Genomic DNA, 22,444 nt, shown 5'->3' with positions numbered 1-22,444 from the left:
TAAATGTATATGGTAATTTTATGAATGTCAATGTATAAATATGTTAATTAAAATCAATTCCGATAAAACACATGTGATAAATAAATTTGTGATTGACAAGGGATGTCAGGATGAATAATATGGAACTTATCTGCAAGCCATTTCGGGATCGACTGGACCGCCAGAGATTCAACAGGAGCGCATAACCATGCGTGCTGTTGAATCTCTTTTTGCGTTCTGTTGTCCTGTAATCGGCAATGCCAACTATCAGCCAAGGGCGAAGTGAAAGGAATGATTCATCTATGAAAAAGCTTACGGTATCCGTTATTACCGCAGCGGTAGTCTTCTCGGCACTGACCTTTGCCGCAGTATCCGCCACTAAAAAAACAGCGGAGGCTGAGCCGGTTCAGGAGAAGGCCGCCGCTGCCGCAGCGGCAAGCCAGCCACCGGTAGCACCCGTGCAGAAGGCCCAGCCTGCAGAGAGCTCTTCCGCTGTAGCGGTGCAGACTGAAGCACCTCCGGCTGAGGCGGCTCAGACCGCAGCAGTCCAGCCTGAGGCATCAGCAGTACCGGCTGTGGTTGCTGCCGTGCAGACTAAGGCCAGCGCAGCCCCTGCCGTGGCGGCTCCAGCCGCCGCAGCTTCAGCAGAGCCGAAGGATGCCGCAGCATTGAACAAGACGGCGGCTCAGCCGAAGGCTACCCCCGCCGCTGTCGTTCAAGCCGCTCAAGTGCAGGGTGCCGGCGCCAAGCCGCAAGCAGCCGTTCCAACAGCAGCTCCTGTAATTAGCACCCCTGCTCCTAAAGCAGCCGTTGCAGCGGTTCCTACGGCCGCTCCGGCTGCTGTTACCGCCACGCAACAGCCGGTGGTTGCTGCAGCGCCTGCTGTAACACAGGCCCCTGCTGTAACACAGGCCCCTGCTGCGACACAGGCTCCAGCCAAGGCGGTTACATTCTCCACAACCGAGGTGGTCAAAGCCAAAGCTACTGCAGCCCCTGCTCCTTCGGCTAACACAGCTAATTCTGCACCGCAGCAACCGGTAAGCGCTCCTGCGCCTGCACCGGCAGAAGCTGCCCCTGCGGAGGCTGCTCCGGCTCCGGCAGCCACAGAAGAGGTTTGCCCATGACGGGCAAGCCTGCTTCTGAAGTCCGCTGGCCGTTACAGACCATACCCCAATCCGAGTCGAGGTGCACATAATGACAAAACTGATTAAGCTGAAAAAAATTGTTCCGCTGCTGCTGGCAGCCTCTCTATTTGTTCTCCCGGTTCACCAGGCAACAGCAGACCGGGCCGTGCCGGAAACGGAGGCCGTAGTTCAAGCAGCTTCTAAGGGCGGCGTAAGCCATTATAACTATTTCAACAATGTCTACGGAAATTTGAAGGACGAGAATCATGTGTTCAAGACAGCGACGTATGAGGACATCGTCCATCTGTTTGAGAGCGAAGGAAATTACGCGGTGCTGGTGGGCGGAGCGTGGAGCGAGCATACTCAGGCGGAGATAGGCTTTATTAATGAGGCTGCCAAGGCGTACGGTGTATCCACCATTTATAATTTTGATACGAAGCTGGATGGCGATAACCTGGATATTTCTGACATAAATAATAAGTATGCATATAAATACGTGGATCTGGTCAATAAGTACTTGAAGAATCTTGCCTTGTACGACAAAAGCATTCCCGAGCACAATGTCAGCTACATAAACAAAGCGGGAGCCGTAATTACTGCGAATAAGCTTGAAGCGCCTTTTCTGTTCGTCTACAACAAGGATCATAAAGACAGCCAGGGCAACAGTGCTCCGATCGTATCCTATCTGAATGAGAGCAGGTCCTGGAGTGATTTCCAGACGGGAGGAACGCTGGACCCGGTTAAGGTTGCGGACTACAAAGCCCTTCTGGAGCCTGTATTCCGGTCAGTGCCTTCCTTTAACACAATTGATGAGTCAGCTTATATTAAGGCGGCCTTCAATAACAACTATCTGGGGGAGAATCCGGGCAAGCCGGCAATCTTCACCGAAGGGGACGGCAGCCTTGTCTATGAGCATGTAACCTATCATCAGCTCAAGCAGATTTTGGCCAGTGACGGGAATTTTGCGATTCTGTTCGGCGGGTCCTGGTGCCCGAATACGCAAGCGGTCATCAAATACATTAACGAGTATGCCAAAAGATATCAGGTGGACAAAATTTACTTCTTCGATACCAAGCTGGATGCCGGGGTGACTGTTGCCGAACCGGATAATAACAGCGGTGGTACCTATCCGGCCAATCCGCACGGCAATGAAGAGCTTCAGATCCGGCTAACAGGACATCCCTATGCGAACCTGTATGTAGATCTGGTCAACACCTATCTGACCAACATCAAGACAGAGAACAATACGGCGGCGAAGCCTTCCGTCATTAGCTATATCGATGCGAGCGGCGTTAAGGTTAGCGGCGACCGGCTTCAGGTTCCGTATCTGTTCACTTACAGCAAGAATAATAAGGATGAAGCCGGGAACAGCGCTCCGATCCTGGGGCATGTGGAGCTGATGTACTCCTGGACGAACATTCAGCCGGGTTATGTCGATACCAGATATCCTGGCGTGTATCCGGCCGGCGTCAGATTTTCCAATACCGTAACGGCCTTGTCGGCTTTGTATTCGCGACTGGAGAGCGTGCCGGTGGGATTGACAGGAATAGCTCCTGTTACGGCGGGAGGTACTGACGGGCAGATTGCAGGCACAGCAAACAGAGCATTGGAGTACACAAGAGAGGGGGAAACTGCATACACCCCTGTAACAGGCGATGCCATTACCGGACTCGCTCCGGGAACCTACACTGTCCGCTACGCCTCCAAGCCGGGGTATCAGGGGCCGATTACATCCAATGGCGGTGCAGTAGCCATCTCTTACCCGGCAGGAGCTCCAGTGAAGGTAGTGGTACCGGAATATATTGAGTCCCAGGCGGCACCTTCCGGACTGACGGGGGTAGCTCCTACTACAGAGGAGAATATTGACGGGCAAATCACAGGGACGTTGGCCGGACAGGAATATAAGCTGGCTGAAGGCACTGAATACGTTAAGGTAGAAGGCTCGTTGATCACCGGACTGACCCCGGGGATCTATCTGGTGAGATACCCTGCCAGAGAGGGCTATAGCGCCAGCCCGGCAACGGAGGTTGAGGTTCCTGCCTACGGGGAGCAGGCGGCGCCGACCGGACTGGCAGGCATTGCACCGACCACTCCCGAGAATAAGGATGGACGGATCACAGGCACCACCTCGCTACTAGAGTTCAAGCTCTCCACAGTCACCGATTATGTCTATGCGACGGATGGTGAGATTACCGGACTCGTGCCAGGTGTATACAATGTAAGATTTGCAGCCAAAGAAGGCTATAAGGCGGGGCGCGCTGCGGATGTAACCGTGCCGGCTTATACGGCTGAGCAGGCAGCCCCAACAGGACTGGCCGGGATTGCTCCAACATCGGCAGCGAATAAGGACGGCCGGATTACCGGTACCACGGCAGCGCAGGAATATAAGCTGTCTACGGCTACGAGTTACGTGTATGCAACAGGCCCGGAGATCACCGGTCTGATTCCGGGTACGTATGAGGTCAGATATTCAGCCAAAGAAGGCTATAAGGCGGGGGCGGCAGCCAGCGTCATTGTGCCTGAGTATGTACCAGCTTCCGGCGGCAATCCCCCGGCTTCCCCTGGCACTACAACGCCAGGGTCTGCACCAGGCTCAACACCGGCCACGCCTGTCAGCAGCGAGCCTGTTACGACAACAGTGGGGGCAACGGTGACGGTATTGGCAACGGCTTCGGCCACCACTGATGATACTACCGGAGTAACTACGGCGTCCCTTACAGCGGATACGCTGTCCAGGCTTGTGGAGAGTCTCACAAAGGCCGAAGCCACCGGTAAGAAGGCCGTCCTGGAGATTAAGGTGGAGACTAAGAGCGATACGCAGACCGCAGAGCTGATTTTGCCAAGAAGTGCTTTCAATGCCTTGGCCTCGGGGACGAAGGCTGAAATTAAAGTGAGCTATCTGAATGTGGGGACCATTACACTCGATGCCCGGTCCGTAGCCAGCATCAGCGGCGCAGCAGACGGTGGAGATATCCATATCCGGATCGCCAGGGTCTCGCTGAACGAGGAGGGGCAGGCTGTGCTCGGCAACCGGCCGGTCTATGATCTGTCCCTGACTGCAGGCGAGAGTGAGATCAAGTCGTTCGGCGGCGGTAAAGCCCGCATCAGTGTGCCGTATACTCTGAAGGAAGCTGAAGATGCCGATGCCTTGGTTATCTACTATATTACGGAATCCGGCAGCCTGGAAACGATTCGCGGCGGGTATAGCCAGGCGGCAGCCAGTGTGAATTTCGTTACCCCTCACTTCTCCCAGTACATTATCGGGTATAACAAAGTGAGCTTTGCCGATGTGCCGGAGAGTGCCTGGTATAACAACGCAGTGAGCTTCCTGGCAGCCAGAGGAATAACCTCCGGTACAGATGACAACAACTACAGCCCAAATGCTGCTGTAACCAGAGGCCAATTCATTGTTCTGCTGCTCAAGGCGTATGGAATAGCGCCGGAGAGTGAAGGAGCAGCGAACTTTACCGATGCGGGAGCTGCCTATTACACCCCTTATCTGGCCGCTGCCAAGAAGCTGGAGATTGCCTCCGGCTCCGGGGATAACCAGTTCAAGCCGGATAAGCAGATTACACGGCAGGAGCTGTTCACCTTGCTGTATCGCGCATTGAATACGCTGGGAGAGCTTCCCGGGAAGTCGACAGGCGCAGCGCTTTCCGCTTACAGCGATACCCCACAGATTGCCGGATATGCCCAAGAAGCCCTGCAGGCTCTTGCGGAACGCGGAGTGATCCAGGGTGACAACGGCAGATTACAGCCGCTTGCACTGTCCACGAGAGCAGAGGCGGCCCGGGTCATATATAATCTGCTGGCGCAATAGCACCGTTCCTCAGTAGCATAGCAAATTCACCAAGAGTAGCCTAAGGGCTGCTCTTTTTGCTGTTTCCGGGTTGATGCAGAATTCCGGCTGCGATAAATCACAGGAATCAAGTGCTAAAATTTGCTAGAATAGGGTGAATGGTAATTTCTGTTTGCGGGATGAAGAGTATGCTTACTGAAGGGAGAGAGACGTCAATGGGCTTAACGGAAGAGCCGGTGATTTCAATTGAGGGCTTGTGGATGAATTATAGTGACCGGATGGTGCTGCGGGGGATTGATCTGAAGGTATACCGCGGGCAGATTATCGGATACATCGGACCCAACGGGGCCGGTAAAAGCACGACAGTCAAGATTATGCTCGGTCTGGTGGAGGGTTACAACGGGACCATACGGATTTTTGGCAGGGATATCTCGGACGGGGATACGGCTTACAAAAAAAGAATCGGTTACGTGCCTGAGGTAGCAGAGCTGTATGACAGCCTGACAGCGCGGGAGTATCTGACCTTCACCGGTGAGCTCTACGGACTGAAGCAGGCGGATGCCGATGACAAGGCGCGGAAGCTGATGGGGCTGCTGGGCATGGAGAAGGCCTATGATATGCGGATTGCCTCCTACTCCAAGGGGATGAAGCAGAAGGTGCTGCTGATTGCCAGCATGCTGCATGACCCGGATATTCTGTTCCTGGATGAGCCGCTCAGCGGGCTGGATGCCAATAGTGTCATGGTGGTCAAGGAGATCTTCGCCACGCTTGCCGCCAGGGGCAAGACCATCTTTTATTCCTCGCATATTATGGATGTGGTCGAGAGAATCAGCAGCCGGATCATCCTGCTGGACGGAGGCGATATTGTCGCGGACGGAACCTTCACGCAGCTGCGGGAGCAGAGCCGGGAGGGGTCGCTGGAGGAGATTTTCAATCAGCTGACCGGGTTCGATCAATACAGGGATATTGCAAGCGAGTTCGTGGCTGTGATAGGCGAGGGTGCGGGGCATGAATGAATTCCTGATTCTGAAGCTGCTTGACCGGATACAGTGGATCTTTAAGGGCCTGGGAGCCGATTATGCGCTCATGCGCCGCATTCTTCAGGTCAAGCTGACGATGGATGGCAGACGGACACCTACCCTGTTCTCCGGGTCGCAGAATTCCAAGCTGGAGATGGAGGGCTCGCCCTTCAGAGTCCAGTGGCTCTATCTGCTGCTGGGGCTGATGCTGATCGCTATGGTCGCACCCAGAGATCATCATATGCTGATGATGAGTCTGCTGTTCAGTATAGTGATGTTCCTGATCACCACGACGCTGATCTCCGACTTCTCGACGGTGATGCTGGATTTGCGGGATAAGAACATCCTCTTCTCCAAGCCGGTGGACCGCCGTACACTGAACATGGCCAAGAGCTTACATATTCTGATCTATCTGCTGACCTTAACGCTGACTTTCACCGGACCTTCGCTGTTATTCTCTTTATTCCGGCACGGGCCGGGCTTCTTCTTCGTGTACGCAGCTGAGATTCTGCTGATGGACGGCTTCATTCTGGTGTTCACTGCGCTAATCTATCTGCTGATCCTGAGGTTCTTTGACGGGGAAAAGCTCAAGGACATCATCAACTACGTTCAGATTGTCCTGTCTGTGGCGGTAACCGTCGGCGCGCAGCTGGTTAGCCGGATGTTCAATCTATCGGAGCTGGGGCTGGATTTCACTCCCGCCTGGTGGCATTTTCTGCTGGCTCCGGTCTGGTTCGGGGCGCCGTTCGAGCTGCTGGGCGGCGGAACAGGAAGCCGGTCCGTGGTTATTCTGACAGCGCTCTCTGTGGTGGTGCCTGCCGTGATGTTCGCCGCCTACATCCGGCTGATGCCGGTATTTGAACGCAGCCTTCAGAAGCTGGCTGAGCATGGCGCAGAGGGCCGGGATAGCGGGCGGCTTGCCCGTGTGCTGTCGGAGACCGTGTGCCGGAACAAAGCGGAGGCCATGTTCTTCCGCTTCACCTGGTCGATGATGAAGAATGAACGCGAGTTCAAGCTCCGGGTATATCCGACCATCGGCTTCTCGCTGATCTTTCCCTTTATCTTCATCTTCAATCAGGTGTGGAGCGGCGATCTGGCCGGGATCAGAAGCTCCAAGTCCTTCCTGTTTATCTATTACAGCGCGCTGCTGCTGATGACGGTCGTGCAGATGGTCCGTTACTCGGCCAGCTATAAGGGGGCATGGATCTATCAGGTGATTCCTTTGCCGGGCAAGGGGCTGGTCTACCGGGGAATGCTGAAGGCAGCGGTCGTGAAGCTGCTGGTGCCGCTCTTTCTGCTGGAGGCGGCAGTGTTCACCGCTCTCTTGGGCTCCTGGATTATTGCAGATATGGCAGTCGTCCTGCTGGCTCTGCTGCTGTATGCCGTGATTTGCTTCCTTACGTTCCCGAAGGCGCTCCCGTTCTCGGAGAAGTACGAGGCGGCGCAGCGGAAGGAATTCACCGGCAGTGCTTTTGTACAATTGTTCATTCTTGGGGGGCTGGCCGGAGTGCACTATGTCTTCACCCTGATTCCTGCAGGAATATACATCTACATGGTAATTCTGGTAGCTGCAAATGCCTGGATCTGGCGCAGGGCCTTCCTGCCGGATACCTCCCGGGACAACGGATTTCCAACCCTCCGCGCAGGCGGCTGAGGACAAATATGGACAATTTTTGCCGGCGTTCAAAAAAGGGTCCAAGTTCCATTATTTACTTAGACAGCCCGGTGATTACAAGGTAAAATACAGCTAAAGTTAGTTTTCAGAGAATACCTGCAATCATTATATACTCTTCCATTTATCCGCTATCCGTATATTGATTTATAACTTAAGATAGACCCTGAAACGACGCTGATACTATAACCAGTGAAGAGGTCAACTATGGATCAAATGGGAATCCACTATAATATCTGGATCGTTTTACTATCCTATACGCTAGCTGCCGCAGCAGCGTACTCCGCGCTTAATCTGATTTCACAGGTTTCCCATTCCGCGGGCCGGGTCAGACGTCTCTGGCTGCTCTCAGGTGCCTGTGTCCTTGGCGGCGGGATCTGGGCCATGCATTTTGTCGGCATTATGGCCAGCCGCCTGCCGTTCAAGGTCAGCTACCATCCGGTGATGGCTGCCGTGTCCCTGCTTATTATTATGTCCTCCTGCTATGCAACCCTTCAACTGGTTACGGCACCCCGCCAGAGAAGCTGGCGTCTTCTTGCGGGCGGCGGCATACTCGGCAGCGGCATCTCGTTCATGCATTATGCCGGAATGTCCTCGATGGAGATGGAGGCCAAGATTCATTACAGGGCAATGGATCAGGCTGTATCGGTACTGATTGCCCTTGCTGCTTCCTACATCGGAGTTCTAATGTTCCGCAGATTCAAGGATCATACAGGCTTCAACCGCTGGAAGCTGTATTCGGCTCTATTCATCGCCCTGGCGGTTACCGGTATGCATTATACGAGTCTGAGAGCGAGCGACCTGCATAGTTACAGCTGGCAGGCGCCCGCCCCGATGCTGATGGAGACCGATGTGGTTCTGCTGACAGGGATTTCACTGGTTACCCTGTTCGTGCTGGCAGTCTCCGGCGGGACTGTTTTTCTGGACAGGGATGTATTGGAGCGCATGGCCTATCATGACCCGCTCACCGAGCTGCCGAACCGGCATGGTCTGGAGCGCTACTTCAAGGATGATTTCTTCGGCGGGATCTCCGGCGCCGTGTTTTTTGTTGACCTGGACCGCTTCAAATCGATTAATGATACGCTGGGCCATGATATTGGAGACTTGCTGCTGTGTGAGGTGTCTGCCAGGCTGACCTGCTGCGTGGGCGGGAAGGGGAAGGTGTTCCGGCTTGGCGGGGATGAATTCCTGATTGCGCTGCCGGATTGCACCGCCGTGGCGGCGGAGGAGGTAGCACAGCATATCCTTCAGGAGCTCAAGAAGTCTTACAGCATTGAAGGTAACGAATTGTACGTAACTGCGAGTGTTGGAATCAGCATGACTCCGGCGCACGGCACCGACCGTTCGGCGCTAATGAAGGCAGCCGATACGGCGCTATATACCTCCAAGGATTCGGGCAAGAATAAATTCAGTGTGTTCGATCTGGAGATGAACCGTCATCAGGTCCGGCGGATGTCACTGGAGAAGGATCTGCGCAAGGCACTGGCCCGCTCGGAATTCATGGTGGTCTACCAGCCCAAATGGGATTCGCTGCTGAATGTCACCGTGGGGCTTGAAGCGCTGCTGCGCTGGAGACATCCGGAGCATGGCGTCATCTCTCCGGGAGAGTTCATTCCGATCGCCGAGGAGACCGGCCTGATTGTCCCTATTACATACTGGATGCTGCATGAGGTGTGCGGACAGAATATGCTCTGGCATCAGGCGAAGGTTGCCAGTGTAGCGGTCTCGATTAATATGTCGGCGCGGATGTTTGAAGGCGGAAGCCTGTATGAGGTAGTGGAAGAGGCGTTGTCGCGTTCAGGCCTTGCGCCGCATTTCCTTGAACTGGAGATTACTGAGTCGATTGCGATGAACAATATGGAAGAGACGGTAGCCCAGCTCTCCAAGCTGCGGGATCTCGGTGTGCGGGTGTCCCTGGATGATTTCGGAACCGGTTTCTCTTCGCTTGGCAATCTGGATGAGATTCCAGTGAATACCCTGAAGATTGATCAGGTCTTCATCCGCAAGAGCAAGATGCATTCCAAGAAAGCGATCATCAGCAACATCATTGCCATTGCCAGCAATCTGAACATGGAGGTTGTGGCTGAGGGCGTGGAGACTACGGAGCAGATTGAACTGCTGCAATCGCTGGGCTGCAGCGTGATGCAGGGCTACTACTACGGCCGTCCGATGCCGGTTAACGAATTAGGCCAATGGTTCATTGAGAATACGGCATAATGCTCCTGGTTGCTGTTGCACGCAAAAGGCTGTCCTGGATGTGGAGGGTTGTTCCACATCAGGGCAGCCTTTTTAGCTACTTAGGAATTGTATGCGAAAAAGCGAATACAATGGGTGCTGATATGCCGAGAGAAGGGCCCCATGCTCTAAAGCCAGTAACATTTATAGAGAAATCTTGCAAGAAGGAGACAATTTCATAATTCAAAACCCTTGCTATACCTGGCTTTTTTGAGCACAGAAAAAGGAGTACCTCCCCACATTCTCGAAGTTATAGGCGACGAAACCAACACCCGAGAAGAAAAGAGGTAATCCCTATCTATTCTATTCGACAAGAAGAACTGTTTTCCTTTGAGGAATTGCTCCAGATGGGTCCGGAAGATAAATACAGCCAAATCTTTGAACACCTACATTTAGCTCCTGTTCTGTCCGCACTGGGGAAAAAGAGCCATCGCGGACGGCCTGAACAATTAAACGTACCTGCCATGATCTACTCGCTGCTGATTGCCAAAATGGAGAACATTGAGTTTATCTCCGCCTTGGTCCGGCGACTGAATCATAGCCACGAATTTCGAGTCCAGTGCCGGTTTACGGGCTCGGACAACATTCCAAGCCAGGCTTCCTATTCTCGTTTGATTCATGCCCTAGAGCAAACGGGAATGCTGGAACAACTTCAGGATCGCCTAGTCACGTCTGCCCTAGAAGAAGGCTTTGTGAGCGGAACCCATCTTGCTGTGGATTCCTCCATGGTCGAGGCGTGGGATTGCCAATTTAGCGAATCAGCTTCCAAGCGTCGTGCGGCTCGTCGGGAGCAAAAGAAAGGCGAAGCTCCGGTGGCCGAGCAACTTCAGCTCGAATCTCCCGAGCCTGAGCCGAAGGCGGTGAACGAGCCGCTGAAGAAACCCAAGTACAGCAAGCCAGGTCGTCCATCCTAGGCCGAAAAGGAACGTCGGCGCGAGGAAATGGAAGCCTATGAACAAAGTCTCGGACCGTTCCAGAAAACCATTGAAGCGATGTTGCCTTACACGTACGATGAACTGCTGATCGCGTTGCCCCGGCATGCTGCGCGTTGTGACAAGAAAAATACGAAGGGCCGAATGACCAGCTATTACGGGTTCAAGGCGAATCTGCTGGTCGACACGGACAGCCAGTATATCCTCAGTGGCCTCTTTAGTTCGGCTAATCCGAATGACCAGCGGATGGCGGTCGTCCTTCTCAAAGGCCTGCTCCTGAAGTTTCCGGGGCTAAAGGTCAAGCATATCTTGGGCGACAAAGGCTACGACTGCGCGGCGATCTACCAGTTGATTCATTCGCTCGGCGCCTATCCTGCGATTTCCCTGATTCACCACAAAGACCCGCCTGCAGGAATGAATCTGGATTACACGCCGGTGTGCGCTCAAGGACATGCGTACCGTTACGACAGTTTTGATGCCAAGTATGAGACCCTGAAGTACACCCGGCCTAGCGAATGCAAAGGCTGCGCGCTCTCCGGTACCGATTGCCAAAAAGTGTTTAAAATTCGCATGCAAACGGATTTGCGTTTACACACCTATCCCGCAAGAGGTAGCGAAAGTTTTACCACGCTGTACAACAAGCGTACGGCGGTGGAGCGTGTGTTTGCCTATCTCAAAGAGTATTTCGGGATGAAACGCACACGTCACCGCGGTGTCCGGGCAAGTGTTGATTTCCAGCTCAGTACGCTCGCGTACAATTTGAGTAAATTTGCCTTAGACAAGTTGAACCAGCAGATGAGAAGCTCTCAGCAAGTCGCCTGATTTTTTTAAAAAATGACCTTAAATTCTTGGCCCAGTCTTGATATCTAGCACACTGAATTATGAAATTGACTCAGAAGTGCAACAATACTGCCCCATAGAAGCGGTCTATGCCGAAATCCTGCACGAAATGCAACAAAGTCAGCATTAACTTGCCCTCTGCCCCGGAATTTGTGCAAATAATGCAACATTGTACCCGTATCCAGTAACTTTTATAAAGGAATCCTGCAAAATGTGCAACAATACAAGCGGCGGGTGAGAGAAGGCAGCAGCATCCTTCACCCGCGGGGTGATTTTGTTCTGAAAAATGTATGAGAATCCGGTCTAGATTTTGAAATTCTCGACTAATACCTGCAGCTTCTCTGCGAGGGAGGAGAGGAATGCGGCGGAGGATTCGACCTCCTGCATGGCGGCAAGCTGCTCTTGAGACGAGGCGGACAAGGTCTCCGCGCCCTCGGCCGTCTGATTGGAGACCGCTACGATCTTCTGGATCGAAGCGACCAGTCCGTCAGAGAGCAGGGCCAGCTCACGCACGGTGGCTGAGATCTGTTGGCTATGTGCAGACATATCGGAGACGGATGACTCAATCTCGGAGAAGGAATGGCCGGCCGCTATAATCATTTCTTTGCCGTGATGCATTTCTTCCGTGGAGTGCCTCATGGTCTCTCCGGCCTTGTCCATCTGCTGGACAATCAGACTGACCAGCTCACCGATCTGGCGGGCAGATCCGGCAGATCGCTCGGCCAGCTTACGTACTGAGCCTGCCACAACAGCGAAGCCGCGGCCCTCTTCTCCGGCCCGTGCGGCTTCAATTGCCGCATTGAGGGATAACAGGTTCGTCTCCTCGGCAATACTGGCAATGGTGCCGACAATATTCTCAATCTCTTTGGAATGGCTGCCCAGCGTCTCAATAATGCCGGAGAGATCCGAGATGCTCGCACCTACAATGGCCATCTGGGAGGTGGTCGAGTCCATAGATTCCCGGCCTGTCCGGGCCTTCTGGGAGTTGATGGCTGCCTGGTTCATTGCGCTGTCCGCATTGCATGCAATTTCAGTAATGAAATGCGACATATCCTGCACGGCCTTGAAGCTGCCTTCCAAATTCTGCAGCTGGGTGTGTGCCCCATCGGCCAGATCCAGAGTGACATTAACGCTGTGTTCTCCGGCCCGGTTGGTCTCCTGGGCGCTGGCGGACAGCTCCTGGGAAGAAGAGGCAACCAGCATGGACGTATCGTTAACCTGTGTGATCAAGTCACGCAGATTCAGGGTCATCGCATTGAAGTCGCGGGCAAGCTCGCCGATCTCGTCCTTGGCTGTGAAGAGCAGCGGTTCCCGGGTCAGATCGCCTTGGGCTACCGTGTTCACGGATGCGGACAGCTTGGTGAGAGGGCTGACCATCCGGCGGATCAGCAGATAAGCGGCGAGAATCGCAATAATCAGAATGGAGCTGCCGATCAGGAAGGGCTGGGTGATGATATCCATGGTCCGGGATTGAATTAAGGGGCCGTCGAAGTTAATCGCCATTAATGCAATGATGGGTTTGGTAGGGTCATGGTCCTGATAGATGGGGCCGTAGCCGGTTTTGAGGGAGGTGCCCTGATATGTATACACCTTCGAGTAGGCGGAGTGCTTCATCGTGGTAATCATTTCTTTATCTTCATCTGCGAAGTAGAAGGGGTCTCCAGCTTTGTAGCCGCGTTGTTTGAAGTTCTTGTCAGCGGCCAGCACCTTGCCGTCCAGTGATAGAATGAAGGCTTCTTTGAAAATAGGCTTGTGATCACTGATCCATCCGATGCGGTCTTCGATCGCAGTCAGCTTGCTGGTATCGCCGGCAGCCAGAGCGGTTATGTCGGCAGGATCGATAAGACCGGTTGTTATATTCGCGCAGCCTACCAATTCAATGCCTGCAGCTTCATCGATCTGCTTGTAAGCCGCATGATAACCGAAGAAGCCTATGGATGAACCAACCAGTAGCAATACAATCAGCATCATCCATGTTAATTTTGTTGCCAATTTCATAACAAATATCACCAGCCCTGACTCTAAAAGATTAAGTGAATTATGGGGTTCACTGCTACGATTATAGCGCATACGCTGCGGTTTGAGCAGACGTCAGAAAAAAGAATTTTTGTGTCGGAAAATGATGGATTATGTATAAAAAATCATTGAAAAACAGGCGCCTAATCCTATTTCAGTTTCAAAAAATATTGTATGTCGGACCCGTATAATGGTACGCTTGAAGCAGAACAAACGGACTGGGAGCTGAAGGGATGTCACAAGAAGTCAATCCTTTGATCGAACGTGTGGGATTATCCATGTGGAAGGTTCAGCGCAGAATCATGTCGCAGATGTCATTTCATAAGGAATTGGGCTTGACTGTGCCGCAATTCGGGCTGCTGCATATGATCTTTCAGGAGCAGCAGGCACGGGTGATTCAGCTGGCGGACAAGATGGAGGTGAAGTCCAGTGCAGTCACCGTCATGCTGGACCGGCTGGAGCTGCTGGAGCTGATCGCCCGCGTGACGGACGAGAATGACCGCAGAGCGGTAATCGTCACGATCACCGGCAAGGGACAAGAGGTGCTGGAAGAAGCACAGCGCCGGTCACTGCTGCTGCTGGAAGAGCATCTGGCCATTCTGGAGCCGGCAGAGCTGGAGAACTTCGCGGATTATTATCTCATGCTGGAGAATCAGGAGCGTTAACATAAGTATTACAAAGAGGCAGCGCTTCTCCCGTTACGGAGAGGCGCTGCCTCTTGTCTAAATATAAGAATTTATAAGTTTTACACTATAAATTATCCTTCTATTTCTCGCTGAAACGGAACCGTCCTTAAAAAGGACGGTTCCGTTTCCACTTGAGTCTGGCTATTCTGCGGCAGGTTCTTTGTCCGGCAGCTGCGTGACATAACTGTCAGACAACTGGCGCAGCCGCAGAGCGCGGTTGTATTCATCCTCGTTGCCGGCCGGAGCAGTACCTCCGGTCGCCAGCGGATATTGGGTATTATCCTCGAAGCTGTTGCCCGGAATCAGCAGGGCAGAGCTGGAAATAAAGGAGCCTGTAGGCAGGTAATACCGCTGCGGCAGCAGATTGTAGGACTGGCTGAGCAGATTTTGGCCGAAATAAATGTTGTTATCCATGGATACCCCCAGCAGGCTGGCAGCTGTAGGCATAATATCGACTTCTCCGCCTACCTGTGCAAGCTTCTGCGGAGCAATTCCTTCGCCATGGATAAGCAGCGGAATGTTGAGCATATTGGCGTAGCTGTAATCATATCCGTAGATTTCCTTCATTAGCTGCTTGTCGTCATGATCCAGCGAATAGATCGGCAGTCCCATATGGTCGCCGTAGACCATAACCAGACTGTTCTCCCATAATCCATTCGCCTTCAGTTCATCTACGAACTGTCCGAAGGCATAGTCCGCATAGTTCTGCGACCGGACATAATCGCCGACGAAGGTTCCTTCATACCGCTCAGGAAGCTTCATCTTGTGCTTTTCTTCAGGAATAGTGAACGGGTGATGCGCCGACATGGAGATGACCTGGGCATAGAACGGCTGGCCCGCATCGCTCATTTCCTTCAGCTTCTCCGAGGATTTGCGGTAGAGCACCTCATCGGAAGCGCCGAAGAAGAAGGCATCCTCATCACCGAAGAACTGGTGATCGTAATACTTCTGCCAGCCGAGGGCCTTGTATAGCTCGCCCCGGTTCCAGAATTCCACTACATTGGTGTGGAACGTGGCCGTCTGATAGCCGTTGTCTCCCAGCAGACGGGGGAGACTCGGCAGCTGCTTGTCGATATAAGACATGGTGGCCGCACCCTGCGGAGGAATATAGAAGGACGAATTGACCACGAATTCCGCATCGGAGGTATTGCCCTGGCCGACCATCTGATAGAAGTTCGTGAAGTACAGGCTCTCCTCCATCAGGCGGTTCAGGTTAGGGGTAATCTCCTGGCCGTCTATCTTCAGACCAAGCAGGAAGTTCTGGAAGGACTCCAGCTGGATCACAATCAGATTCTTGCCCTTGGCGGAACCGGCATAAGCCGAGACAGCTGAAGGGTCGATGCCCTTGAGCTGGTTAATCGTGCTCTGTGTGATTTCACTGGCCTGGACCAGCTCGGTTTTATCTTTGGCAAAGATCGTGTATGCTTCATAATTAAGGATGCCCATCTCCTGGGCCTTCTTGATCTCATTCATGCTCGCCTTATTCGGAAGAATATTGAACAGGCAGAGTCCGAGCGAGACCGCGAACAGTACGACATGCAGCGTCCGGCCACTGCGCCGGTTGATCTGGTCTTTTTTATAATTGCGTCCGTTCTTGTTAATGAAGAAGTAGAAGCCCAGCACGATAATATCGGTGAAGATCAACAGATAATAAGGGTCCATCAATGAGAACACGCTGTTCTTGACGGCAGTGACCTGGTTCACCTGCTCGGCGGCATGGTAAGTGACAATGACCCCGTAATATTTGAAGTACATAATGGCGGCAAAAAAGATCGCGGTAACCAGCAGATTGACCGTCATGTAATAGCCGAGCTTCCGTCTGGAAGCAAAGCGCTCAATCAGGAAAAACAGGGCCCAGACAAAGGGGAGCTCTGTCAATACGGATTTCCAGAATTGCAAATCATCAAAGATTACACCCCAGGCCAGCAGGCTTTTGAACAGAAAAAGAATGGAAAAGAACACAAATGGCTTAAGGAGCCAGCGTTTCACAGTTTGGGATGACACAGCTTCGCCTTCTTTCTGAAGAATGAACAGGTTTCCCGGGTGATAGGAAACAGCAGCATGAGGACATAAGAATACCATTATCAATAGAACTTATTATGCAGTGCCAGGGAAGGAATGTCAAAAATCAGAAGCGGCCGTATACTCCCTGGAGCGCGCGTAAACTACGGCTAGAACGAACCCGGCGCAGGCCACTCCCTCAGGCGGGGGGATATCGGCGTTAAACGAAGAATATGAGCCTTACGCAGCGGAAGCTGGCGGAAATTATTGGAGGTGGGGGCGGATGGAGCATACAGAAATCATACTGTCCGTGAGGGCGCTTGTGGAATTTGCCTACAGCAGCGGCAGTCTGGAGCCGGGCTTCCGCAGCGGAGCCGCCATGGCGGAGGGGACGCGCAGCCATCAGCTGATCCAGAAGCAATACAAGGAAGGGGACCGCAAGGAGGTCTATTTGAAGACCGGAATTGCTTACGGAGAGCTGCTGTTCCAGATTGACGGACGCTGCGACGGACTGCTTACGGCAGAGGATGGGAGCCTGACAGTGGAGGAGATCAAGTCCATGGCCGGAATCCCGGACCCTGCGCTTGAAGGGAAGGAGGTACACTGGGCCCAAGCTTATATGTACGCTTACATGCTGGCAACGGATCTTGAGCTTCCCTACATTCAGGTGAAGCTCACCTATGTGCAGCGGGGAAGCGAGGCACAGTACAGTCTCTACCGGGAGATGTCCCGTGAAGCGCTGACGGCCTTTGCGCTAGAGACAGTAAGCAGATATGCACCGTATGCCGAGATGATGGTCCGTTACAAGGCGAAGAGAGGGGAGAGCATCACGAACCTGTCTTTTCCGTTCTCGGCTTACCGGCCCGGCCAGCGCCATTTCGCAGCCGCAGTCTACACCTCCATTGCTGAGGGGGCGAACCTCTTCGCCCAGGCACCGACAGGCATCGGCAAAACCATGTCCACTCTGTTCCCGGCGGTCAAAGCGCTGGGCGAAGGCAAGGCGGCCGGTATCTTCTATCTGACCGCAAAGACCGTTACACGGATCGCGGCGCAGGAGGCAGCCTCGATGCTGAACCGCCGGGGGCTGCATCTGCATGTCATTGCGCTGACGGCGAAGGAGAAGGCCTGCTTCCGGGAGGAAGGCATCTGCGGCACGGATTCCTGCGCGTATGCGGAGGGCTATTATGACCGGATCAACGGCGCGCTGATTGATATGCTGGAGCATGAGACGCTGATGACCCGGGAGACGATCGCCGGCTATGCCCATAAGCATCAGGTCTGCCCGTTTGAGTTCTCGCTGGATGCCGCCTATGCCTGCGATGTTGTTATCTGCGATTATAATTATATCTACGACCCGCGCATCAGTCTGAAGCGCATGTCCGAGGAGCGTAAGAAGAACACCGTGCTGCTGGTGGATGAAGCGCATAATCTGGTGGACCGGGGCCGGGAGATGTATTCTGCTTCGCTTACCAAGGCACCCTTCCTGGCGCTCAGCCGGACCTACAAAACGGCGAATCCCCGGCTCGGCACTGCCGCCAAAGCGGTGAACGCTTTCTTCATTGCGCTGCGTAAGATCTGCGGTGATAAGGGTGCGGGAGAGTGGGCGGCCTATCCGGAGGAACTGCCGGAGCTGCTGGAGAACTTCGCAGCCGAAGCGGAGCTGGAGCTGCTGAATTCCTCTTCCCCGGTAAGCTCTGTGCAGGCGGACGAGGACGAGGTGGTTAGCCTGCTGGATACCTATTACGCAGTACAGGGGATGCTTCGTACCTTCAAAACCTACGATGAACGCTACATTACCTATGCCGAGGTGCGCAGCGGAGATGTGTATCTGAAGCTGTTCAATCTCGATCCGTCGCATTTGCTGCAGCAAATGGGCAAGAGCTTTCGCAGCCAGATTCTGTTCTCTGCGACCCTCTCGCCGCTCTCGTACTACAGGGACATGATCGGTGCAGGCGAGGAGGACTACAGTCTGAGCCTGGCCTCACCTTTTCACAAAGAGCAGTGGCAGGTGTCTGTCCTGCCGGTATCCACCCGGTTTCATGACCGGGAGGCTTCCTTGCAGCCGCTTAGTAATGCTCTTAGAGGCATGGTCTCGAAGAAGGGCAACTACCTGGTCTTCTTTCCCTCTTATCTGTACTTGAGGAATGTCTATGAGGTGTTCACCGAGAAGTACCCTGAAGTCCCTACGCTGCTGCAGGGCAGCGGGATGAGCGAGCCGGAGCGGGAGGGCTTCCTGGCGGCCTTCCGCCCGGATAACCCGGAGCCGCTGCTTGGCTTTGCCGTGCTGGGCGGTATTTTGTCCGAAGGGGTGGATCTGCCCGGCGACCGGTTGAACGGGGTAATGGTGGTGGGGGTCGGACTCCCGCAGGTGGGTCTGGAGCGCAACCTGCTCCGGAGCTATTTCCAGTCACAGGGCAAGAACGGCTTCGATTATGCTTATATCTACCCTGGCATGTGCAAGGTGCAGCAGGCTGGAGGACGGCTGATCCGCAGTGAGAACGACAGCGGGGTCATTGTGCTCGCAGACGACCGCTTCATGCAGCCTTCCTACCGGCAGTTGCTTCCAGAGGAGTGGCGGGACTACTCTGTGTTGACCTAAGCGGGTATAATCTATTGAAAAGGCATTCACCAGACAACTCAGGAGGTAATGACATGACGCTTAATATCGGACTTGTTGGAACAGGCTGGTTCTCCAAGGTACATGCGGATTTGCTGGCGGGCATGCAGGATGTGTCGCTGAAGGCGGTCTGCGGCAGCAGCAAGCTTAAGGGAGAAGAGATGGCCCGCCCTTACGGGGCCGAAGGCTACGGGGAGATTACCGAGATGCTGGACAGCCACAAGCTGGATGCCGTCTACATCTGTGTGCCGCCACAGTCGCACGGGGCGATTGAGCGGGCACTGATCCGCAGGGATATCCCCTTTTTCATCGAGAAGCCGCTAGGCTCAAGTACGGCCATTCCGGCCAGTCTGCTGGAGGATATCAAGCAGCATCAGCTGCTGACCTCGGTAGGCTATCATTTCCGCTATCAGGAGAATATCCAGCGGCTGAAGCAGACGCTTGCCGGAGACAAGGTAGGGATGATTACCGGAGAATGGATGGGCGGAATGCCCGGCGTGGCGTGGTGGCGCAATCAGGAGCAGTCCGGCGGGCAATTCACGGAGCAGACGACGCATATCGTTGACCTGCTGCGTTATCTGGCCGGTGAGGTGACAGAGGTCTACGGCATGTTCGGCAACCGGATTATGCATGAGAAGCATGAAGGGGTGACCGTAGCCGATGTGGGCACCGTGTCGCTGAAGCTTGCGAGCGGCATTATCGCCAGTATCTCCAATACCTGTGTGCTGCCCGGTGAGGTGAACAAGGCCGGAATCAGCTTCTATAATGACAACGGCATGCTTGACTGGAATCCGGAGCGTCTGCTCGAAGTCCGCAGCGGGGACAGCAAGGAATACAAGAATACGGGCAACCCTTACGCTGTAGAGAGCGAGGCCTTCCTGTACGCTGTCCGCACCGGAGACCGCTCCCGTATTCTCAGCGATTATGAGGACGGGTACAAGACGCTGAAGGTAACCTGCGCCGCGTATGAATCCGCCCAGAGCGGATTGCCGGTGAAGCTGTAGGATTCTGTCTTAGGGGCAGGGAGCTGCTTAATGAATGAACACTGCGATCAGTGCGGGTGCCAGCCCAATGGAGAACAGCGCCGCCAGAATCATTGAGATACTGGAGATGGTGCCGGTCAGCGAGCTAAGCTCGAAGGCCTTGGAGGTGCCGGTGCCATGCGCTGCGGTGCCCAGCGACACTCCGCGCGCCACTTCATTCTCAATGTGGAAGAGGCGCAGCACCGAGGGCCCCATCATCGTTCCAAGCACACCCGTGAGAATGACGAAGACTGCGGTGATGCTGGGAACTCCGCCGATGCTCTGCGAGATGCTCATGGCAATCGGCGTAGTTACCGAACGGGGGACCAGACTGGTGGCGAGATCTCCGCTCAGGTGCATTAATTTGGCCAGCAGCATGGAAGACAGTACAGCCGTTACCGTTCCTGACAGCACGCCTGCCGCAATTTCGGCGGCGTGCTTTTTGAGCAGCTTGAAGTTCTTGTGCAGCGGAATCGCAAAGGCGATTGTCGCCGGCTGAAGCAGGTCTGACAGCCATTTGCCGCCTGCATTATAGGATTCATAGGAGCTGCCTGTGATCAGCAGGAAGCCGATGATTACCAGCGGGGTGATGATCAGCGGAGAGGCGTACATTTTGCCGCTGGCCGCATAAATCCGTTTGGTTACAAGGTATACCGCAATGGTAAGTCCAAGGAATAATAGTCCGGTCATCATGAGCTTCTACGCTCCTTTACTTTATAGATCATCCCTGTCAACAGACCTGAGCTGGCCATGACAGCAAAGGTGCCCACGAGCACAACAGCCAGTACCTGCAGGCCGAAGGATTCCAGCAGCTTCGAGTAGTTCATGACCCCGATAGCCGATGGAATGAAGAACAGCAGCAGCTCAGCCAGCAGCCAAGAAGCTCCTGCCTCCACCCAGTTCAGACGGATCACGCCGGATTCGAGCAGCAGGAATAATAGAATCATCCCGATAATGCTTCCGGGAAGCGGAATATGCAGTAGTGAGGTTAATCCGTTAACGAGCAGGGAGAACACGGTTAGTCCGGCCACCTGCAGTAAGCCTAAGGTAATCTTTTTCATCATGATTACCTCCTTTCATCTCTTACTGAAATTTTACATCTAATTCTTTCATAGGTACAATGAATGAATTGAATAGCTCACATTCTAATTGTCTATGCATGGAGGTTACCTAATGGATATCAGACAGCTGGAGTATTTCGTGCAGGCCGCCAGGCTGAACAGCTTCTCCAGAGCCGCAGAATCGCTGTATATCACCCAGCCGACCATCAGTAAGATGGTCCGCAATCTGGAGACGGAGCTGGGGGCCGACCTGTTCTACCGCGAGGGCCGGAGCATCCGTCTGACGGATGCGGGAGAGCTGCTGCTCGTCAAGGCGCAGAACATTGTAGAGTCCTTTGCCAGCCTCTCCTCCGAGCTGGACAGCCTGCGCAATCTGAAGCAGGGGCATATCCGTATCGGACTTCCGCCCATGGTTGGAGCCAGCTTCTTCCCGGCGGTCATCGGGGAATTCCACCGGAAGTATCCCGAGGTGACGATCCGGCTGCATGAGGACGGGGCGAAGAAAGTGGAGGATGACGTAGAGTCCGGCCTGCTCGATATCGGGGCGATTGTACTGCCGGTGGACCCGGCCAGATTCCACTGCTTCACCTTTGTGGAGGAGAAGCTGGAATTGCTGGTTCCCGCAGGCCACCGTCTGGACGGAGCGCAGCAGGTGCCGCTGAGAGAGCTGGCCGAGGAGGAGTTCGTCCTGTTCCGGGAGGACTTCGCCCTCCATGACCGGATTATCTCGGAATGTGTCAAAGCTGGCTTTCAGCCCAAGGTGGTCTATGAAAGCTCCCAGTGGGATTTGATCAGCCGGATGGTCGCCGCCGGGATGGGCATTGCGCTGCTGCCGGAGACCATCTGCCGGGATATCGACCGTTCGCGGATTGCGGTGATTTCCCTGACCGAGCCGGTGATTCCCTGGCAGCTGGGCATGATCTGGCGCAAGGACCGCTATTTGTCCTTTGCCGCCAGGGAGTGGATTGCTTTTGCGATGAATGTACTAGGAGAGCGGTATTCGCGGCCGGAGCCTCCCGAGGATATATAAATAACAGAGCTTATTTATACTTCCGCCGACATTTTTTTCTTTTTTTGCAAATTTTGTTTTTTGGCATCATGATTTATGATAGGGGAGAAGTTGATAGAGAGAAGGTGAGTAACCGTGAACCTTTACCAGAATTCTCCTGATGTTAGCGGCCGGGATTACAGAGAAGATGAGCTGTTCCTTACTATAGAGAATTTAAGAAGCGAGCTGCTGGAGGTGGCCCGGGAACGGAGTCTGAGCGACCATACAGTGCTGGAGCTTAGCCAGCGGCTGGACGGATATATTGTGATGGCCCAGAACCTGATGATGGAGAGCCTGCGCAGCCGCAAGAATGGAGCCGCGCCTTACGGCAAGAATAAGAAGGGCCAGCGGATCAGGAATCAGGCGGCTCTGCAGCAATAATCCATAATACAT

16 protein-coding genes are annotated in these 22,444 nt (G+C 54.0%); 12 read left to right on the top strand and 4 right to left on the bottom strand.

Translation table 11 applies throughout. The features are described from left to right. Window positions 1-281 precede the first annotated feature (281 nt). The 7 genes from J2Z70_RS01215 to J2Z70_RS01185 all read left to right on the top strand — a co-directional run bounded on the left by J2Z70_RS01215 (window position 282) and on the right by J2Z70_RS01185 (window position 11,582). Window positions 282-1,103: a hypothetical protein gene (locus J2Z70_RS01215; protein ID WP_209868580.1), complete on the top strand. Its 822-nt coding sequence runs from the start codon at window positions 282-284 to the stop codon at window positions 1,101-1,103. Between the two features lie 70 nt (window positions 1,104-1,173). Further along, the gene (locus J2Z70_RS01210; RefSeq protein ID WP_209868578.1) at window positions 1,174-4,923 is read left to right on the top strand and encodes an S-layer homology domain-containing protein; all 3,750 of its coding nucleotides are present in this window, start codon (window positions 1,174-1,176) and stop codon (window positions 4,921-4,923) included. 194 nt (window positions 4,924-5,117) lie between these two features. Continuing rightward, the gene (locus tag J2Z70_RS01205; RefSeq protein WP_076080960.1) at window positions 5,118-5,918 is read left to right on the top strand and encodes an ABC transporter ATP-binding protein; all 801 of its coding nucleotides are present in this window, start codon (window positions 5,118-5,120) and stop codon (window positions 5,916-5,918) included. Then, entirely contained in the window at window positions 5,911-7,575 is a 1,665-nt protein-coding gene (locus tag J2Z70_RS01200; RefSeq protein WP_209868576.1) for a hypothetical protein, read from the top strand. The genes J2Z70_RS01205 and J2Z70_RS01200 overlap by 8 nt, the downstream gene beginning before the upstream one ends. A gap of 225 nt (window positions 7,576-7,800) precedes the next feature. Continuing rightward, on the top strand, window positions 7,801-9,810 hold the full coding sequence (locus tag J2Z70_RS01195) for a putative bifunctional diguanylate cyclase/phosphodiesterase (protein WP_209868574.1): 2,010 nt from the start codon (window positions 7,801-7,803) through the stop codon (window positions 9,808-9,810). A gap of 365 nt (window positions 9,811-10,175) precedes the next feature. Beyond that, on the top strand, window positions 10,176-10,742 hold the full coding sequence (locus J2Z70_RS01190; RefSeq protein ID WP_209868572.1) for a transposase: 567 nt from the start codon (window positions 10,176-10,178) through the stop codon (window positions 10,740-10,742). Between the two features lie 27 nt (window positions 10,743-10,769). Next, complete coding sequence (locus tag J2Z70_RS01185) at window positions 10,770-11,582, top strand: transposase (RefSeq protein ID WP_209868570.1); 813 nt, start codon at window positions 10,770-10,772, stop codon at window positions 11,580-11,582. A 321-nt stretch (window positions 11,583-11,903) separates the two neighbouring features. On the opposite strand, the gene J2Z70_RS01180 is transcribed toward J2Z70_RS01185, so the two are convergent. After that, window positions 11,904-13,598: a methyl-accepting chemotaxis protein gene (locus J2Z70_RS01180; protein WP_209868568.1), complete on the bottom strand. Its 1,695-nt coding sequence runs from the start codon at window positions 13,596-13,598 to the stop codon at window positions 11,904-11,906. Window positions 13,599-13,870: 272 nt separating this feature from the next. On the opposite strand from J2Z70_RS01180, the gene J2Z70_RS01175 reads away from it, so the two are divergent. Then, complete coding sequence (locus J2Z70_RS01175) at window positions 13,871-14,281, top strand: MarR family winged helix-turn-helix transcriptional regulator (RefSeq protein ID WP_209868567.1); 411 nt, start codon at window positions 13,871-13,873, stop codon at window positions 14,279-14,281. A gap of 162 nt (window positions 14,282-14,443) precedes the next feature. Here the strand turns inward: J2Z70_RS01175 and J2Z70_RS01170 are convergent, their stop codons facing one another. Next, entirely contained in the window at window positions 14,444-16,384 is a 1,941-nt protein-coding gene (locus J2Z70_RS01170; RefSeq protein ID WP_209868565.1) for an LTA synthase family protein, read from the bottom strand. Window positions 16,385-16,586: 202 nt separating this feature from the next. Between J2Z70_RS01170 and J2Z70_RS01165 the strand changes: the two genes are divergently transcribed. After that, window positions 16,587-18,902 carry an ATP-dependent DNA helicase gene (locus J2Z70_RS01165; protein ID WP_209868563.1) on the top strand — a complete coding sequence of 772 codons (2,316 nt, stop codon included), beginning with the start codon at window positions 16,587-16,589 and terminating at the stop codon, window positions 18,900-18,902. A gap of 53 nt (window positions 18,903-18,955) precedes the next feature. Next, window positions 18,956-19,924 (top strand): Gfo/Idh/MocA family protein, encoded by a 969-nt coding sequence (locus tag J2Z70_RS01160; RefSeq protein ID WP_209868562.1) that lies wholly within the window; start codon window positions 18,956-18,958, stop codon window positions 19,922-19,924. Window positions 19,925-19,951: 27 nt separating this feature from the next. Here the strand turns inward: J2Z70_RS01160 and J2Z70_RS01155 are convergent, their stop codons facing one another. Both J2Z70_RS01155 and J2Z70_RS01150 read right to left on the bottom strand, forming a co-directional pair. Then, a complete protein-coding gene (locus J2Z70_RS01155; protein ID WP_076080997.1) occupies window positions 19,952-20,632 on the bottom strand; it encodes a CidB/LrgB family autolysis modulator in 681 nt (226 codons plus the stop codon). Further along, a complete protein-coding gene (locus J2Z70_RS01150; protein WP_209869297.1) occupies window positions 20,632-21,003 on the bottom strand; it encodes a CidA/LrgA family protein in 372 nt (123 codons plus the stop codon). Before J2Z70_RS01150 ends, J2Z70_RS01155 begins: the two co-directional genes overlap by 1 nt. 112 nt (window positions 21,004-21,115) lie before the next feature. Here J2Z70_RS01150 and cidR point away from each other — a divergent pair, with 112 nt between their 5' ends. Both cidR and J2Z70_RS33810 read left to right on the top strand, forming a co-directional pair. After that, complete coding sequence (cidR, locus tag J2Z70_RS01145) at window positions 21,116-22,033, top strand: cidABC operon transcriptional activator CidR (RefSeq protein ID WP_209868560.1); 918 nt, start codon at window positions 21,116-21,118, stop codon at window positions 22,031-22,033. 114 nt (window positions 22,034-22,147) lie between these two features. Next, window positions 22,148-22,432, top strand: coding sequence for an aspartyl-phosphate phosphatase Spo0E family protein (locus J2Z70_RS33810; protein ID WP_209868558.1), 285 nt, complete (start codon window positions 22,148-22,150; stop codon window positions 22,430-22,432). Window positions 22,433-22,444: the final 12 nt, after the last annotated feature.

This window comes from Paenibacillus silagei (assembly GCF_017874735.1).
In the GTDB taxonomy this organism is placed as follows: Bacteria; Bacillota; Bacilli; order Paenibacillales; family Paenibacillaceae; genus Paenibacillus_AQ; species Paenibacillus_AQ silagei.
This window is presented reverse-complemented; position numbering and strand designations above follow the sequence as displayed.

What these genes read in the sequence shown, in the direction of transcription:
- J2Z70_RS01205 (WP_076080960.1), top strand. Translation starts at nt 5,118, where the DNA reads ATGGGCTTAACGGAAGAGCCGGTGATTTCAATTGAGGGCTTGTGGATG.
- J2Z70_RS01210 (WP_209868578.1), top strand. Translation starts at nt 1,174, where the DNA reads ATGACAAAACTGATTAAGCTGAAAAAAATTGTTCCGCTGCTGCTGGCA.
- J2Z70_RS01200 (WP_209868576.1), top strand. Translation starts at nt 5,911, where the DNA reads ATGAATGAATTCCTGATTCTGAAGCTGCTTGACCGGATACAGTGGATC.
- J2Z70_RS01170 (WP_209868565.1), bottom strand. Translation starts at nt 16,384, where the DNA reads ATGGTATTCTTATGTCCTCATGCTGCTGTTTCCTATCACCCGGGAAAC.
- J2Z70_RS01215 (WP_209868580.1), top strand. Translation starts at nt 282, where the DNA reads ATGAAAAAGCTTACGGTATCCGTTATTACCGCAGCGGTAGTCTTCTCG.
- J2Z70_RS01190 (WP_209868572.1), top strand. Translation starts at nt 10,176, where the DNA reads ATGGGTCCGGAAGATAAATACAGCCAAATCTTTGAACACCTACATTTA.
- J2Z70_RS01180 (WP_209868568.1), bottom strand. Translation starts at nt 13,598, where the DNA reads ATGAAATTGGCAACAAAATTAACATGGATGATGCTGATTGTATTGCTA.
- J2Z70_RS01195 (WP_209868574.1), top strand. Translation starts at nt 7,801, where the DNA reads ATGGATCAAATGGGAATCCACTATAATATCTGGATCGTTTTACTATCC.
- cidR (WP_209868560.1), top strand. Translation starts at nt 21,116, where the DNA reads ATGGATATCAGACAGCTGGAGTATTTCGTGCAGGCCGCCAGGCTGAAC.
- J2Z70_RS01165 (WP_209868563.1), top strand. Translation starts at nt 16,587, where the DNA reads ATGGAGCATACAGAAATCATACTGTCCGTGAGGGCGCTTGTGGAATTT.
- J2Z70_RS01160 (WP_209868562.1), top strand. Translation starts at nt 18,956, where the DNA reads ATGACGCTTAATATCGGACTTGTTGGAACAGGCTGGTTCTCCAAGGTA.
- J2Z70_RS01185 (WP_209868570.1), top strand. Translation starts at nt 10,770, where the DNA reads ATGGAAGCCTATGAACAAAGTCTCGGACCGTTCCAGAAAACCATTGAA.
- J2Z70_RS01155 (WP_076080997.1), bottom strand. Translation starts at nt 20,632, where the DNA reads ATGACCGGACTATTATTCCTTGGACTTACCATTGCGGTATACCTTGTA.
- J2Z70_RS01150 (WP_209869297.1), bottom strand. Translation starts at nt 21,003, where the DNA reads ATGAAAAAGATTACCTTAGGCTTACTGCAGGTGGCCGGACTAACCGTG.